Origin of the sequence: Brachyspira suanatina (genome assembly GCF_001049755.1) — a bacterium.
GTDB lineage: Bacteria > Spirochaetota > Brachyspiria > Brachyspirales > Brachyspiraceae > Brachyspira > Brachyspira suanatina.
This window is the reverse complement of the sequence record NZ_CVLB01000001.1, coordinates 2,134,742-2,149,410: the sequence shown is the minus strand read 5'-3', so window position 1 is coordinate 2,149,410 and position 14,669 is coordinate 2,134,742. Positions and strand designations below refer to the sequence as shown.

The following is a 14,669-nucleotide window of genomic DNA, read 5'->3' as shown; positions in this document are numbered from 1 at the left end:
AAAAAATCAATGAAATTAACATGATATTTTCATATCATGTTCTTCCATTTATTAATTAAATTCATAGCATCAAGAGGTGTTATCATATTAATATTCAAATCTTTTATCTCTTTTTCTATTTCGCTTTCTTTTTCTATGATTTTAGGTTCTTCATAAAGCGGAAGTATATCTTTAGATTTTTGATTATTTAATTCTATATTTTCCACCTGAACACTTGCATCAGCTTCTAATCTTTTTAATATTTCAGTAGCTCTTTTTATAACTTTATTAGGGGCACCTGCTATTTTGGCAGCATATATACCATAACTAGATTTAGCAGCTCCTTCAGTAACTTTTTTCATGAATATTATTTCATCTTTATATTCTTCAACTAATACTTTATAGTTTTTAACTCCTTGTAAATCTTCAAGCATAGTAAGTTCATGGTAATGTGTGGCGAATAAAGTTTTAGCTTTTTTGTTTTCTTCATGAACTAAATATTCCACTATAGCCCAAGCAATAGAAAGTCCGTCATAAGTTGAAGTTCCTCGTCCTATTTCGTCCATTATAACAAGACTTTTATCTGTACAATGATTTAGAATATATGCTGTTTCATTCATTTCTACTAAGAATGTACTTTCTCCTCTTGCTATATTATCGCTAGCTCCAACGCGAGTAAATATACGGTCAACTATAGAAATTTTTGCACTTGATGCAGGAACGAATGAACCTATTTGAGCAAGCAATACTATCAAAGCTGTTTGTCTTAAATATGTACTCTTACCACTCATATTAGGACCTGTAATTATAAGCATATGTTCATTTTTATTATCTAAATATGTATCATTAGGAATAAAACTTTCTGTTTTTAGATTAACTTCTACGACTGGGTGTCTTCCGTCTTTTATATCTATTATACCGTCATCTGTTATTATTGGCTTTATGTAATTGTCTTCTTTAGCTAAACAAGCAAGAGAAGAATAAACATCTATTATAGAAATTACTCTTGCCATTTTTAATATTGAGTTTAAATATTCGTTGGTTTTATTTCTCACCTCAATAAATATATTGTATTCTAATGCATAACTTTTTTCATTAGCTTCATTTATAATAGTTTCATATTCCATTAATTTGCTTGTAGTGTATCTTTCACTTCCTATTAATGTTTGTCTTTTTATGAAATCGCTTGGAACTGATGATACATTTGATTTTGTTACTTCTACATAATAACCTATAACATTATTATATCTTATTTTTAAATTGTTTATTCCTGTATCTTGTTTGTAATTATATTCAAGTTCTGCTATCCAAGACCTTCCTTCTCTTCTAGCTTCATTATATTTTTTTAATGTTTCATCGTAATCATCTTTTATAATGTCGCCTTCATTTATAACAACTTTTGGATCCTCTAATATTGCACGCTCTATTAAATCAGTTATTATTTTTATATCATTAACTTCCTCAAAGTTCACATCTTCAAAGTTATTCATTGCAAGTTCTGTTACAACTTCAAGAGAACCTACTAAAAATCTTTTTAATGATACTAATTCCTTAGGATTAATCCTTCCTAATGCCAATTTCGATGCTAGTCTTTCTATATCTCCAATATCTTGAAGCAAATCTCTTATTTTATACATAAACTTTTGATTTTTATAGAAAAACTCTACATTATTAAGTCTTTTATTTATTTCTTCTATATTTAATAGTGGTTCTACGATTATTCTTTTTAAATATCTCGCTCCCATAGAAGTTTTTGTTCTGTCTATGGTGTCAAATAATGTCATTTTATTATTATCATTTCTTATAGTTTCTAATATTTCCAAACTTGCTATTGTGGCATAATCCAAAGTCATAGAATCTCTTCTATTATATAGTTTAATATTTGAAATATGTTCAAGAGAAGTTTTTGAAAGTTCCTGTATATAGAATATAGTTGATCCTAATAAGGATATTAAAAGAGGCTTTTCTTCTATACCGAAACTTTTTAATGATACTGTTTTAAAATGATTTGTTAATGTTTTATATGCATAAGAATATTCTGCGGTATAATTTGGAGTAGTGCTGTAGAATATATTATTAAATTTATTTTGAATTTCTTTTATAATGACACTTTCAGAAACTGATTCTATAGTCATAATCTCTTTAGGAGAGAATCTTATAATTTCTTCTGTAAGCTCATTAATGATTTCTTTTACAGCTTCATTTTGATTTTCTAAATTAGAATTTATTTCTGTAGCATAAAGTTCTCCTGTAGAAATATCGCATATAGATAAAGCAGCATTTTTCTCACTTTTTGATACTATTACAGAAGCTAAATAATTATTGCTTTTTGATTCAAGGTATTTATTTTCTGAAATTGTACCCGGAGTTATAACCTGAGTAACCTCTCTTTTTACTATACCTTTTGCAAGTTTTGGGTCTTCCATTTGATCGCATATAGCAATCTTCATTCCAGATTTAACTAATCTTGATAAATAATTGTCTATAGCATGATAAGGAACTCCTGCCATAGGAACATTAGCTCTCTTTGTAAGTGTAAGCCCCAATATATCGGATACTACTTTTGCATCATCAAAAAATACTTCGTAAAAATCTCCCATTCTAAAAAGAAGTATACTGTCACTATATTTATCTTTTATTTCTTTGTACTGCCTCATCATAGGTGTGAGTTTTTGATTTTCTTCTTTTTCGCTTCCAAAAAATGTTTCTTGCATTATAGTTATCCGTTTATAAATTTTAGGGTTAGTATAATATATTTTTAATCTTTAATCAAATTTGAATTTATTCGTTTTATATGCCAAATAATAAAATATATAGTATTTGACAAAGAATAAAAATTCATTATAATGATTTTATGGAATTGAGATCAAATAATAACTTTAATGTTTTAAATGATTACTTTGTGAGATATCTTTTCTCCGATAAAGGCAGTGAAGCAATATTATTAGACTTTATTAATTCAATAATGCTTGATTCTGGAATGAAAACTTTTAGATCTGTAGAAATATTGACACCATTTAACTATAAAGAGAATTACGAAGATAAAGAAACTATTGCAGATGTAAAATGTATTACACAAAATGGAACAGTTGTTATTATAGAAATACAATTACAAGGTAATTCAAGATTTCCAGAAAGAATATTATATTATTGGGCTTCTAATTATAGTAAACTTTTGAAACAAGGAGAAAAATATGATGCTCTAACTCCAGTAATTAGTATCAATTTGCTTAATTTTAATTTAGATGATAATGATTCTATACATTCTTGTTATATGATTTATGACACCAATAATAAAAGATTACTTACTGACCATTTACAAATACATATAATAGAATTGAAAAAATTCAAATATGATTCATTAGAATATGATTTAAATTGTTGGCTTAAATTTTTTACTATGAAAGATAATGATAATAAGGAGGTTATAATGTCAGAATTAGTAAAAGAGAAACCTATAATGGAAGAAGTACAAAGAAGATATAATAACTTTATAAAAGACAGATTAATGATGAACGAATATGATAAAAGACAAGCATATTTATATGGCAATCAAATAATGCTGGAAGAGGAAAGAAGATTAGGAAGAGTAGAAGGGAAAGAGGAAGGTATTAAAGAAGGGATAGAACAAGGTATAGAACAAGAAAAATATTCTCTAGCTAGAAATATGAAAAATAAAAATATGGATTTAAATCTTATAAGCGAATTAACAGGACTTAGTATAGAAAAAATAGAAAAATTATGATATAAAAAATTTATATTTTGAGTTCTATTTATAAATATGAATATGCTTTTATATAATGGGCTAATAAAATAGAAATTATAAATGACAATAATATTATCATAAAAGTAGAAACAAATATTTTTAGTGTAAATGTAAAGAAAATCGCTATTAAAATAGAAGATATTATTAAAGATAAAATAAAAGATATTATATAACTAGCATTTACAAATATAAACCTGCTCCAAGGATTCATAAACTTCGATGACATTATATTAAAAACTGATAGTATTGCTGATGATAATAATGAGTTTGATATACTTAGTAAAATAATAATGTATTTAGATTCATAAAATAAATATAATGCTATAAAAACTGATGTATATGCAAATGATATTAATAATATATTTGAAATGCATTTAATATTAAAGAAATGTTTATCTTTATTTATAAAAAGTTTTTCTAATATAAAATATACTGTATTAGCTAGTATTATGGAAATAAAATTCATAATAGGAAGAATAGCATATTTAAATGATACTGCTATTTTATTAAAAACAATTTTTGTAATCAATATATACAAGATTAATGATATAACAAAACCAATAAAAGAGAATATAGTTTTATTTTTTATTTCTTTCTTGTAATTTTTAAAAATGTTAGTATAAACTGTACGGGAATTGATAAACATAAATACTGAAAAGAAGCTAAATAAATATACTGTATTGAATGTTATTAAATTAAAATTGTTTATATTTAGTAATGCTGTTAAATTTATTAAAGCTGATATTGAAGAGATTATTAAATTAACTCTTCCTTTGTATTGATATATTGGAGATGCATATTTGTTCATAATATTATTATATACTTTTTTGTCAAAATTAAATACTAGAATATTCATAAACTAAATATATTTTGTTAATATATATTTAATTGATACTATTTGACAAAGAATAAAAATTCATTATAATAATTTTATGGAATTGAGATCAAATAATAAAAAATTTAATGTGCTTAATGATTATTTTATGCGTTATATGTTTGCCAAAGAGGGACATGAGCATATACTTAAAAATCTTATTAATTCTGTTAGGATAGATTCTAATCAAGAGCCTTTTGAATATATAGAAGTTTTGAATACTTTTAATTTAAAAGAAAATGTATTTTATAAAGAATCAATAGCAGATGTTAAGGCAAAAACGAAATCAGGCGAAACTATAATAATAGAAATACAAAGAATAGGTAATCAATCATTTATATATAGAAGTTTATACTATTGGGCTAAAAATTATTTTACAAATTTAAAATCTAAGGATATATATTCAGATTTAACACCCGTAATAAGTATTAATATTTTAGATTTTAATTTGATAAAAGGTATAGATAAACCTCATAGCTGTTACTTTATTAAAGAGCTTGAAACCAATCATATATTAACTAATCATTTAGAGATTCACTTTCTTGAATTGAAAAAATTCAATAGTAATAATAAATTGTATAAAGGTTTATCAGATTGGTTTGAGTTTTTAAATTCTAAAGATAAATTGGAGGATACTATGGAAATATTAGTAAAGAAAAACCCTATAATGAAAGAAGTATATGAAGAATATAATAAATTTGTTAATAGTAATGATTTATATAATGGTTACAGTAATTATGAAAGAGATTACTTTAATGTTTTAATGCTTAATGAAGAGCGTATAAAGGGTATAGAAGAAGGAATACAAAAAGGTATAGAACAAGAAAAATATTCTCTAGCTAGAAATATGAAAAATAAAAATATGGATTTAAATCTTATAAGCGAATTAACAGGACTTAGTATAGAAAAAATAGAAAAATTATGATATAAAAAATTTATATCATAATTTTAGTTCTATGAAAAAATAATAATATATATAATTTTAATCAGTATAAAAATAAATTATCTAAAAAATCTAGCTATATTGTAAATAAATCCTGATATTACATAGAATATAGAATAGAATATATCAACTATAATTATAATTATAATTATAAAAATATAGTATAATATATTAAATATATTACTAAAAATTAATTTTATATTATATATAAATTCTCCGGGATACGCTTTTTTTCCATTATTATTTTTTATGTTTTTATCTGCATTATTTTCTATAAAAAGAGATATAACTTTTTTTTCCATATCAATATTTCTATACCCATTATCTTTTTTATATGAAATTTTATGAAGTGCAGTATCTCCATCATTATTTTGTAAATTAATATTGATTCCGTTTTTTATAAGCATTTCAAAAATATCATATTCTTCTGTTCCTATATTATCTCTGGAAAGTATATAGTGAAGTATACCATTTCCGTCATTATCTTGTATATTAATATTTGCTCCGAGATTCATCAGTGTTTCAATTTTATATTTACTATCTGGAACTCCTATAATTTCACTTGCTCCGAATTTAGGTTGACGATGTGAATTGTAGGACTTACTTACATCAAGTATAAGATTTTTTCCAGATTCGTTAATATCCATTCCATTATCTAATAAAACTTTTACGAAATTAGAGAAACTATTAGTGCTTAAATTGGGTATATAGTTATACCATGTTTCAATGTTTGTTATAGAGTAAGTTATATATTCTTTATTGTTTTCAATATTTTCAATTACATATTTAAACTCATCAATATTTTCTGATATTACTGATTTGTATAATGCTGATTCTTTATTTGTTGTCGCTAAATTTTTAAAATCATCACTCACTTGAGCATAAGAAATGCACGAACTAATAATAAATATAATAATACATAATACTTTCATCATAAACCTCTTTTTAACCTAGTATTAGGTTTTTGATTATACAGTATATTGGTATATTCTGTCAATATATTTTTTATTATTGCTAATATATTAATATAAATTATATATTAATATATTTTTAAAGCGATAAACGAGCAGCTGATAACTTTAGTTGTCAGCTATATTTTAAAAATAAAAAATCGAGCATCTGTCAGCTTTAGCTGATAGATATTTTAAGGCGAGATTTTTTATATATAATAATAAGTTTATCGTTAGCAGCAATAAGAAATTAGTATTTTATTTACTTTTATATTTACTTATGATATTATAGCAAACAATAATGATTAAGGAATGTTTTATGAAAAAAATAATTATCACAGCTTTAATATTAATCAGTATAATAAGCTGTAATTCTAAAAAAAACGATAATGCAGAAGTAACTGCAAATACTAATGCCGTTAATACAAATAATGTAGAAACCGATACTAAATTAACTTCTGTAATTAATACCAATACACTAGAAAGCAATACAAAAGAGTATGAAGGATATGCCACTAATATTTATTATAGTGCTTCATCAGCTGAAAAATATTCACAAGTTATTGCAGATTTTAATCTTATAAAAGATAAAGCCTCTTTAGATGAATGGCAGTCAAAATATACAGATCAAACACCTATAAAGTTTGCTATTGATTATTATCCTACAGAAGAAAAAGCTATTGAATTAATATCTTATGGTGCTGATGTCAATCAAAAAGATTTTAGTGGGCTTACTCCTTTAATGAATGCCTCAATTAACGGATATGTAAAACTAGCTATAGAACTTATAAATCATAATGCTGATGTTAATGCAAGAGAATTAGATTCAAGAGGTAATATATCTGCGGATTCTTTATTTTATGCTGTTAATGCTAATAATAAAAATAGTTTAGAATTAGTTAAAGTTCTATTAAATTCTGGAGCAAATCCTAATATTCTTTATTCAGATCCCGAGGAAGGCAATTTTACTATATTAGACAGAAGTTTATATTATAATAATTTTGAAATATTTAAAACACTTGTAGAAAATGGTGCTAATATAGACAAAGTTAATGATAGAGGAGAGCCTTTTATTGTTAATGCTATTAGACGCGAACGTTTTGATATAGTGAAATATTTAGTTGAAAAAGGCATTGATCCTACAATGAAATATACAGATTATAGAAATATACCATTTTCTTTATTAGTTGCTACAGTTAATAATAATGATACAAAAATAGCAGAATATTTAATAGATAAAGGTGCTGATGTAAATACTAAAGCTATTATTGATAATTATATGGAAAATGATATGACTTCAAATTATAAAGATAATAGCAAAGAAGCTGTAAATTTAATATTGACTGCTATTGAAAATGGAAATACATCACTCGTAAAACTTTTAATAGAGAAAGGAGCAGACACTACAGTTGTAAATAAGGAAAAGAAGACAGTATTTGATATAGCCAGAGAAAAAGGCTATGATGATGTATTAGCTTTAGAAAAATAATATAAATAATATTTAAAGTGATAAACGAGCAGCTGATAACTTTAGTTGTCAACTTTTTTTATTAACAACATATTTTTAATTGATTTGTTATATACAGTATAATGGTAATTAGTATTTTATTTACTTTTATATTTACTTATGATATTATAGTAAACAATAATCATTATGGAGTATTTTATGAAAAAAATAATTATAATAGCTTTTATATTAATCAGTATAATAAATATAATAAGCTGCGGATCTGGTAAAAGCGAAAAAATAAATAATTCAGAAGTAAATAATAATAATAATGAAATCTATCAGGGATATGCTTCTAATGATATGTGGGATATATACAAAACTACAATGTTAGAAGAGGAAGAAAAATTATTTAATGAAATTGATTCTATAAAAGATAAAAATTCTTTCGATGAATGGCAGTCAAAAAATCCGAGTAAATCTTCTTTAGTATTTGCTATTGATAAATTTCCTACAGAAGAAAAGGCTATTGAATTAATATCTTATGGTGCTGATGTAAATATGAAAGATGATAATGATAGTAGAACTCCTTTAGAATTAGCTTCAGAAAAGGGATATTTGAAACTTGTAAAAGAACTTATCCAACAAGGTGCTGATGTTAATTTTAGAGAAGAAGAAGGAGATATAGACGCTTTATATTATGCAGTAGAGTCTGAAAAAAATTATCATTTGGAAGTAGTAAAGGAACTATTAAATGCAGGAGCAGACACTGGTATTATTTATGGTACTAAAGAAGAAAATAAAGATAATATATTAAATGTTGCTATAATAGGAAGATGCAATTTAGAAAAAGTTAAACTACTTACAGAACATGGAGCAGATATAAATTATTCAAATTTTGAGTATGGCCCCGTAATTGCTGTTGCTATTTCTCAAGGATGTATTGATATAGTAAAATATTTAGTTTCTCAAGGTGTTGACCCTGCTATGACATATACTAATGGTTATTCATACTCAGGTAAAAGTTATTCATTACTTAATGCTGCAGTAAGAAATAAAACTACAGAAATAGCAGAATATTTAATAGAACAAGGTGCTGATATTAATACTCAAACTGATAGTGTTTCTGGTTTACCTTTAATATTTGTTGCTCTTAGATCTGAAAATATTGAACTTCTTAAACTTTTGATAGAGAAAGGGGCAGATACTTCTGTTGTTGATAAAGACGGAAAAACAATTTTTGATTTAGCTAAAGAACAAAGCTATGATGAGATTGTGGCTTTAAAAAAATAATATAAGTGAGCCGACCGAGTAGGCACCCTTACAGGTGGCGAGCATAACAACAATAAATAAAAAATTGAGCAGCTGGCAGATTTAATTGTCAGCTTTTTTTTTATTAACAGCAATAATAAACTTGTTTCAAAAGTACTTGATATGTAATGAAAAATTTTAAGTTTGTCAATTTTTTATTGTTCTTTTTCCCACCGTATTTCATAACATCCCCAGTTCTTTTTGTAACCAAGGCGAAGCCCGCCTGCAGCGAGAACCTATATCCTCGACAGGCTCGGATACGCTTCGCGAAAGACTGCATTTTTAACCTAAATTTTATGTATTACCATACATTTAATATATATTCTTAAAATATTAAGCTGTAGTATATGCTTTTTCGCGAAGCGTGCCTGTGGCAGCAACTTTTTTGAGCGACAAAAAAGTTGATAATTCATATAAAAAATATTAAAATTGACAAAATACACTTGTTTAGGTATATAAAATAGGTTATATATTTTTTAATTGATATACAGTATAATGATAAATTATTATTTTTTATTATTGCTAATATAATTAATATGAATTATTTATTAATATATTTTTAAAGCGATAAACGAGCAGCTGATAACTTTAGTTGTCAGCTATATTTAAAAATAAAAAATCGAGCATCTGTCAGCTTTAGCTGATAGATATTTTAAGGCGAGATTTTTTATATATAATAATAAGTTTATCGCTAGCAGCAATAAGAAATTAATGTTTTCTTTACTTTTATATTTAGTTGTGATATGATAATAAAAAATAATAATTAAGGGGTAATTAAATGAAAAAATTAATTATAACTGCTTTAATGTTAATTAGTATAATAAGCTGTAATTCTAAAAAAACTGATAATACAGAAGTAACTACAGATACTAACGCAATTAATTCCAATAATACAGAAATATCTAATAATGATGAATATGTTGAAGATAATAATACTGAAGAAATTAATACTGATACTGCCGAAATTAGTGAAGTACCAGGATGGGATTTAGAGGCTTTTAATGATCTTAAAAATGTAAAGGATGCAGAGTCTTTAAAAAGCTTTGAAGAGAAACATGGAGAAAGAAGTTTAATAATGGCATTACAATACGGTGATAAAAAAATGGTTACAGAATTACTTTCTTATGGTGTTAATGTTGATCAGACTTATGTTGATAATGATAGTCCATTAAAAACAGCTTCTGCAAAAGGATATTTAGAACTTGTAAAAGAGTTTATAAAAAGAGGGGCAAATGTTAATTTTAGGGGAGAAGGAAATATTGATGCTTTATATTCAGCAGTAATGTCTACAAATGAAAATAGTTTAAAAATAATGAAAGAATTATTAGATGCAGGTGCTGAAGTAGATGTCGAGTACGGCTGGGAAGAACCTGTTCCTATATTACTTGACACAATTGGAGTTGACGAATCAAAATGTGATTTAGAAAAATTAAAAATGCTTGCTGAATATGGAGCTGATATAAATTATGTTGATAATTATGGCTATCCTTTAATTCGTTATGCTGTTCAGTCAGGCTGTTTGGATATAGTAAAATATTTAGTTTCAAAAGGTATTGATCCTGCTATGAAATATGAACTTAAAGAATACTATCCAAATGTAAATATTTCATTATTGGCTAGTACTCTTTATAATAGTGATACAGAAATGGCAAAGTATTTAATAGAGCAAGGTGCCGATGTAAATACTCCTATACCTTCAGAAGATGGTTATCCTTTACTGCTTCAGGCTATTGACAATGGAAAAACAGAGCTTGTTAAACTTTTAATAGAGAAAGGAGCAGATACTACAGTTGTAAATAAGGAAAATAAGACTGTATTTGATATAGCTAGAGAAAAAGGCTATGATGATATATTAGAGTTAGAAAAATAATATAAATAATATTTTAAAGTGATAAACGAGCAGCTGATAACCGATGATGAAGTTCTCAGCTGTTTTTTTATTAAAAAATTAATAAAATAAAAATTATTTTATTTATATAAAACAGCCTACTATTTAAAAATAGCGTTTTAAAAAATTAGTTGTAATTATTGACATTACAATAAAATATGTTATTATAGTTGTAATAATATATGTTACAATATTTTTAATTAAAGATAATATTTATAAAGTTAATTATAATTAATTAAATTATATTTGGAGTTTTATATGAAGATATATGAAATTATTTTTAGCCCAACAGGCGGAACAAAAAAGGTTGCCGATGCAATTGCTTCAGAAATCAGCCAAAAAACTAACAGCAGTATAGAAAAAGTTGATTTAACTGATTATAGTATGGATTTTTCAAGCGTAAAAATATCTCAAGATGATATTGTTGTCATTGCAGTACCTTCTTATGCAGGCAGAGTTCCTGAAATAGCATCAAAGCGTATATCTCAAATAAAAGGTAATAGAGCTAATACTGTTATTATATCTGTTTATGGTAATAGAGATTATGAAGATACTTTAATTGAACTTTATGACATAGCGAAAGAGTTAAATTTTAAAGTTACTTCTGCTGTAGCTGCAATTGCTAAACATTCCATAGCTTATAAATATGCCTATAATAGACCAGATGAAAATGATATAGCTAAACTCAAAGAATTTGCTGATAAAATAATAAATGCTTCTGAAGTTTTAGATGAACATAAATTAAAAGGTAATCGTCCATATAGACAAATAAGTAAAGTATTATTAGTGCCAAAAACTAAAAGCAAATGCAATGATTGTAAATTATGTGCTAAGAAATGCCCAGTTCAGGCAATAGATATTAATAATCCTAAAATAATTGATAAAAATAAATGCATATCCTGTATGAGGTGCATTTCAATATGTAATTCATCAGCTAAATATATTAGTAAGATTATGTTAACTCTAGTTCATTTTGCTTTGAGAAAATCATGCTCTAAAGCAAAAGATTATGAATTTTATATTAACTAATTATATTATTATAGAATAAACCTATATTTTTACTTATCTAGTGTAGGCCATACATATATATTATTTTGTTTTAATTTAAATGCAAATACTATTACAGCCATTGCTAATATTATAAATATGAATGCTATAACTAATGTATATATTCTTGGCTTGGTTACTATAGTGTTGTTTGTTTTATCGTATAATATTTCAGTTTTTGAATTTACAGAAATACCTTTGTATGAATCTTCCAAATATGAGTTTGTAAGTATTATTTCTTTTCCTTCATAAGTGAAACTATAAATTATATTTGCAAATTTTTGTTTTTTGATGATTCCGTATTCATAATGCTCAATACTTTCTACATTGGCATTTACTTTAATTATATCTTCATTATTAAATCTAAAATGAAGATAGATTATAATGAATGATGCTGATAAAAATATCATTCCTATAAAAAATAGTATAGCCTTATATTTTATAATTTTTAATTTATTATTCATATGGTAATAATAATACATCTTTTTCAATAATGATTTTTTAATATCATAAATATAATTATAAAAATTACAAGTATCTATTAAAATTATTTACTCTATTTTATCACTTTGCAATTTTTGTTAATTTAATTTTTATTTAGTATTTTATTTTTTTATACAATTATATGATTTATTAATAGGCTTAATGAGTTTTATTATATTTTAAATATTACTAATGAAACATTAAAATATAATATGGTTATAAATGCTTTATTAAAACATAGATTAGTTATATTTATATTTAATAATGTTAATTTTTTATAGAATTTTTTTTGTTTTTAATATATATTTATAGCAATATTTTTCATGTTATTTCATTACAAATAACAAATAATTTAAGAGGGATAATTTAATGTCAGAAAATCAAAACAATTCTGAAAATACACAAAATGAAAAAAATACTAGTGTAGAAAAAAATGCAGAAAAAGAAAACAGAAGAGAGAAGTTAAACACATTAAGAGGTATGGGAATAAACCCATTTCCAAACAGTTATGATGTAACTTATAAATCGCATGATATAGCAGAAAAATTTGAAGAGTTAGAGAAGAATGAAACTGAAGTTGCTGTTGCCGGAAGAATTATGCTTTATAGAGTAATGGGTAAGTCTTCATTTTTAACTATAAAGGATTCAGCAGGTACTATTCAGGCTTATATACAAAGAGATAAAGTAGGCGATGAATTTTATAATACAGTATTCAAAAAATTAATAGATATAGGTGATATTGTAGGTGTAAAAGGTACTGTTTTTAAAACTAAAACAGGAGAAATTACAATATATGCCAATGAATTAAAATTATTAACTAAATCACTTAATCCATTGCCTGAAAAATTCCATGGATTAACAGATACAGAACTTCGCTACAGACAAAGATATGTTGATTTAATAATGAATGATGATGTTAAAGAAGCATTTATTAAAAGATCAAAAATGATTTCTGCTATAAGAGAAGTAATGATAGAAAATAACTTTTTAGAAGTAGAAACACCTATGATGCACCCTTTAATTGGAGGAGCTAAGGCTAAACCTTTCATCACGCATCATAATACTTTGGATATGACATTATATTTGAGAATAGCACCTGAGCTTTATTTGAAAAGACTTGTAGTAGGCGGTTTCGACAGAGTATTTGAGCTTAATAGAAATTTCCGTAATGAAGGTATATCTACAAGACATAATCCAGAGTTCACTATGATGGAAGCATATATGGCTTATGCTAATTTCCACAAAGTTATGGAATTGGTAGAGGAAGTATTTTCAAAAGTATGTTTCAAATTAAATGGAAAATACACTTCAGAGTATAAGGATTATGAGATTAATTTCAAGCCTCCGTTTGCAAGAGTACCTATGGTTGATTTGGTTAAAGAGCATTCAGGACTTGATTTCAATGCTATACAGTCAGATGATGAGGCATTAGAGAAAGCTAAATCAGTTGGTGTTGAAATAGATACTTCTAAAACTAAACCTTCTAAATGGGAAGTAATGGTGGCAGTATTTGAAGAAAAAGTTGAAGAGAAATTGATACAGCCTACATTTGTTATTAACTATCCTAAAGCAGTTTCTCCTCTTTCAAAATCTTATCCTGATAATCCTGATATTACAGAGAGATATGAATTATTTATAGGCGGAATGGAAATGTCTAATGGATTCAGTGAGCTTAATGACCCAATAGATCAAAAAGAAAGATTTGAAGAGCAGTTAAAAGCAAAAGCACGCGGTGAAGATGAAACTATGGATATGGATTTAGACTATATTAATGCTTTGGAATACGGACTTCCTCCTACAGGCGGACTTGGAATAGGTATTGACAGAATGGCTATATTATTCTTGAATGTGGCAAGCATTAGAGATACTATTCTTTTCCCTCAAATGAGAAAACTGGAATAGTTGTAAATACTATGGTATTAGTAACTCTTGTATTTATTATTATAATATGTTACTATTAACCAACTTTTGGATTTAAAAA

The 14,669-nt window shown here is 25.4% G+C and carries 11 protein-coding genes; 7 read left to right on the top strand and 4 right to left on the bottom strand.

Annotation, left to right across the window (positions count from 1 at the left end; translation table 11 throughout):
- Positions 1-29 precede the first annotated feature (29 nt).
- A complete protein-coding gene (gene mutS, locus BRSU_RS09235; protein WP_048595037.1) occupies positions 30-2,693 on the bottom strand; it encodes a DNA mismatch repair protein MutS in 2,664 nt (887 codons plus the stop codon).
- 140 nt (positions 2,694-2,833) lie between these two features.
- Here mutS and BRSU_RS09230 point away from each other — a divergent pair, with 140 nt between their 5' ends.
- A complete protein-coding gene (locus BRSU_RS09230) occupies positions 2,834-3,724 on the top strand; it encodes an Rpn family recombination-promoting nuclease/putative transposase (RefSeq protein WP_048595036.1) in 891 nt (296 codons plus the stop codon).
- 28 nt (positions 3,725-3,752) lie between these two features.
- On the opposite strand, the gene BRSU_RS09225 is transcribed toward BRSU_RS09230, so the two are convergent.
- On the bottom strand, positions 3,753-4,553 hold the full coding sequence (locus BRSU_RS09225; protein WP_048595167.1) for a hypothetical protein: 801 nt from the start codon (positions 4,551-4,553) through the stop codon (positions 3,753-3,755).
- Between the two features lie 124 nt (positions 4,554-4,677).
- Between BRSU_RS09225 and BRSU_RS09220 the strand changes: the two genes are divergently transcribed.
- On the top strand, positions 4,678-5,544 hold the full coding sequence (locus BRSU_RS09220) for an Rpn family recombination-promoting nuclease/putative transposase (RefSeq protein ID WP_048595035.1): 867 nt from the start codon (positions 4,678-4,680) through the stop codon (positions 5,542-5,544).
- A gap of 77 nt (positions 5,545-5,621) precedes the next feature.
- Here the strand turns inward: BRSU_RS09220 and BRSU_RS09215 are convergent, their stop codons facing one another.
- Positions 5,622-6,494 (bottom strand): ankyrin repeat domain-containing protein, encoded by an 873-nt coding sequence (locus tag BRSU_RS09215; protein WP_048595034.1) that lies wholly within the window; start codon positions 6,492-6,494, stop codon positions 5,622-5,624.
- Positions 6,495-6,831: 337 nt separating this feature from the next.
- On the opposite strand from BRSU_RS09215, the gene BRSU_RS09210 reads away from it, so the two are divergent.
- The 4 genes from BRSU_RS09210 (at position 6,832) to BRSU_RS09195 (ending at position 12,187) form a co-directional block, all read left to right on the top strand.
- Positions 6,832-8,001, top strand: a complete 1,170-nt coding sequence (locus BRSU_RS09210) for an ankyrin repeat domain-containing protein (RefSeq protein WP_048595033.1) — start codon at positions 6,832-6,834, stop codon at positions 7,999-8,001.
- Between the two features lie 177 nt (positions 8,002-8,178).
- Positions 8,179-9,252 (top strand): ankyrin repeat domain-containing protein, encoded by a 1,074-nt coding sequence (locus BRSU_RS09205; RefSeq protein ID WP_048595032.1) that lies wholly within the window; start codon positions 8,179-8,181, stop codon positions 9,250-9,252.
- Between the two features lie 796 nt (positions 9,253-10,048).
- Complete coding sequence (locus tag BRSU_RS09200) at positions 10,049-11,140, top strand: ankyrin repeat domain-containing protein (protein ID WP_048595031.1); 1,092 nt, start codon at positions 10,049-10,051, stop codon at positions 11,138-11,140.
- Positions 11,141-11,416: 276 nt separating this feature from the next.
- Positions 11,417-12,187, top strand: coding sequence for a 4Fe-4S binding protein (locus BRSU_RS09195; protein ID WP_048595030.1), 771 nt, complete (start codon positions 11,417-11,419; stop codon positions 12,185-12,187).
- Between the two features lie 29 nt (positions 12,188-12,216).
- Here the strand turns inward: BRSU_RS09195 and BRSU_RS09190 are convergent, their stop codons facing one another.
- Positions 12,217-12,669 (bottom strand): hypothetical protein, encoded by a 453-nt coding sequence (locus tag BRSU_RS09190; RefSeq protein WP_048595029.1) that lies wholly within the window; start codon positions 12,667-12,669, stop codon positions 12,217-12,219.
- A 388-nt stretch (positions 12,670-13,057) separates the two neighbouring features.
- Between BRSU_RS09190 and lysS the strand changes: the two genes are divergently transcribed.
- Entirely contained in the window at positions 13,058-14,590 is a 1,533-nt protein-coding gene (lysS, locus tag BRSU_RS09185; RefSeq protein ID WP_048595028.1) for a lysine--tRNA ligase, read from the top strand.
- Positions 14,591-14,669: the final 79 nt, after the last annotated feature.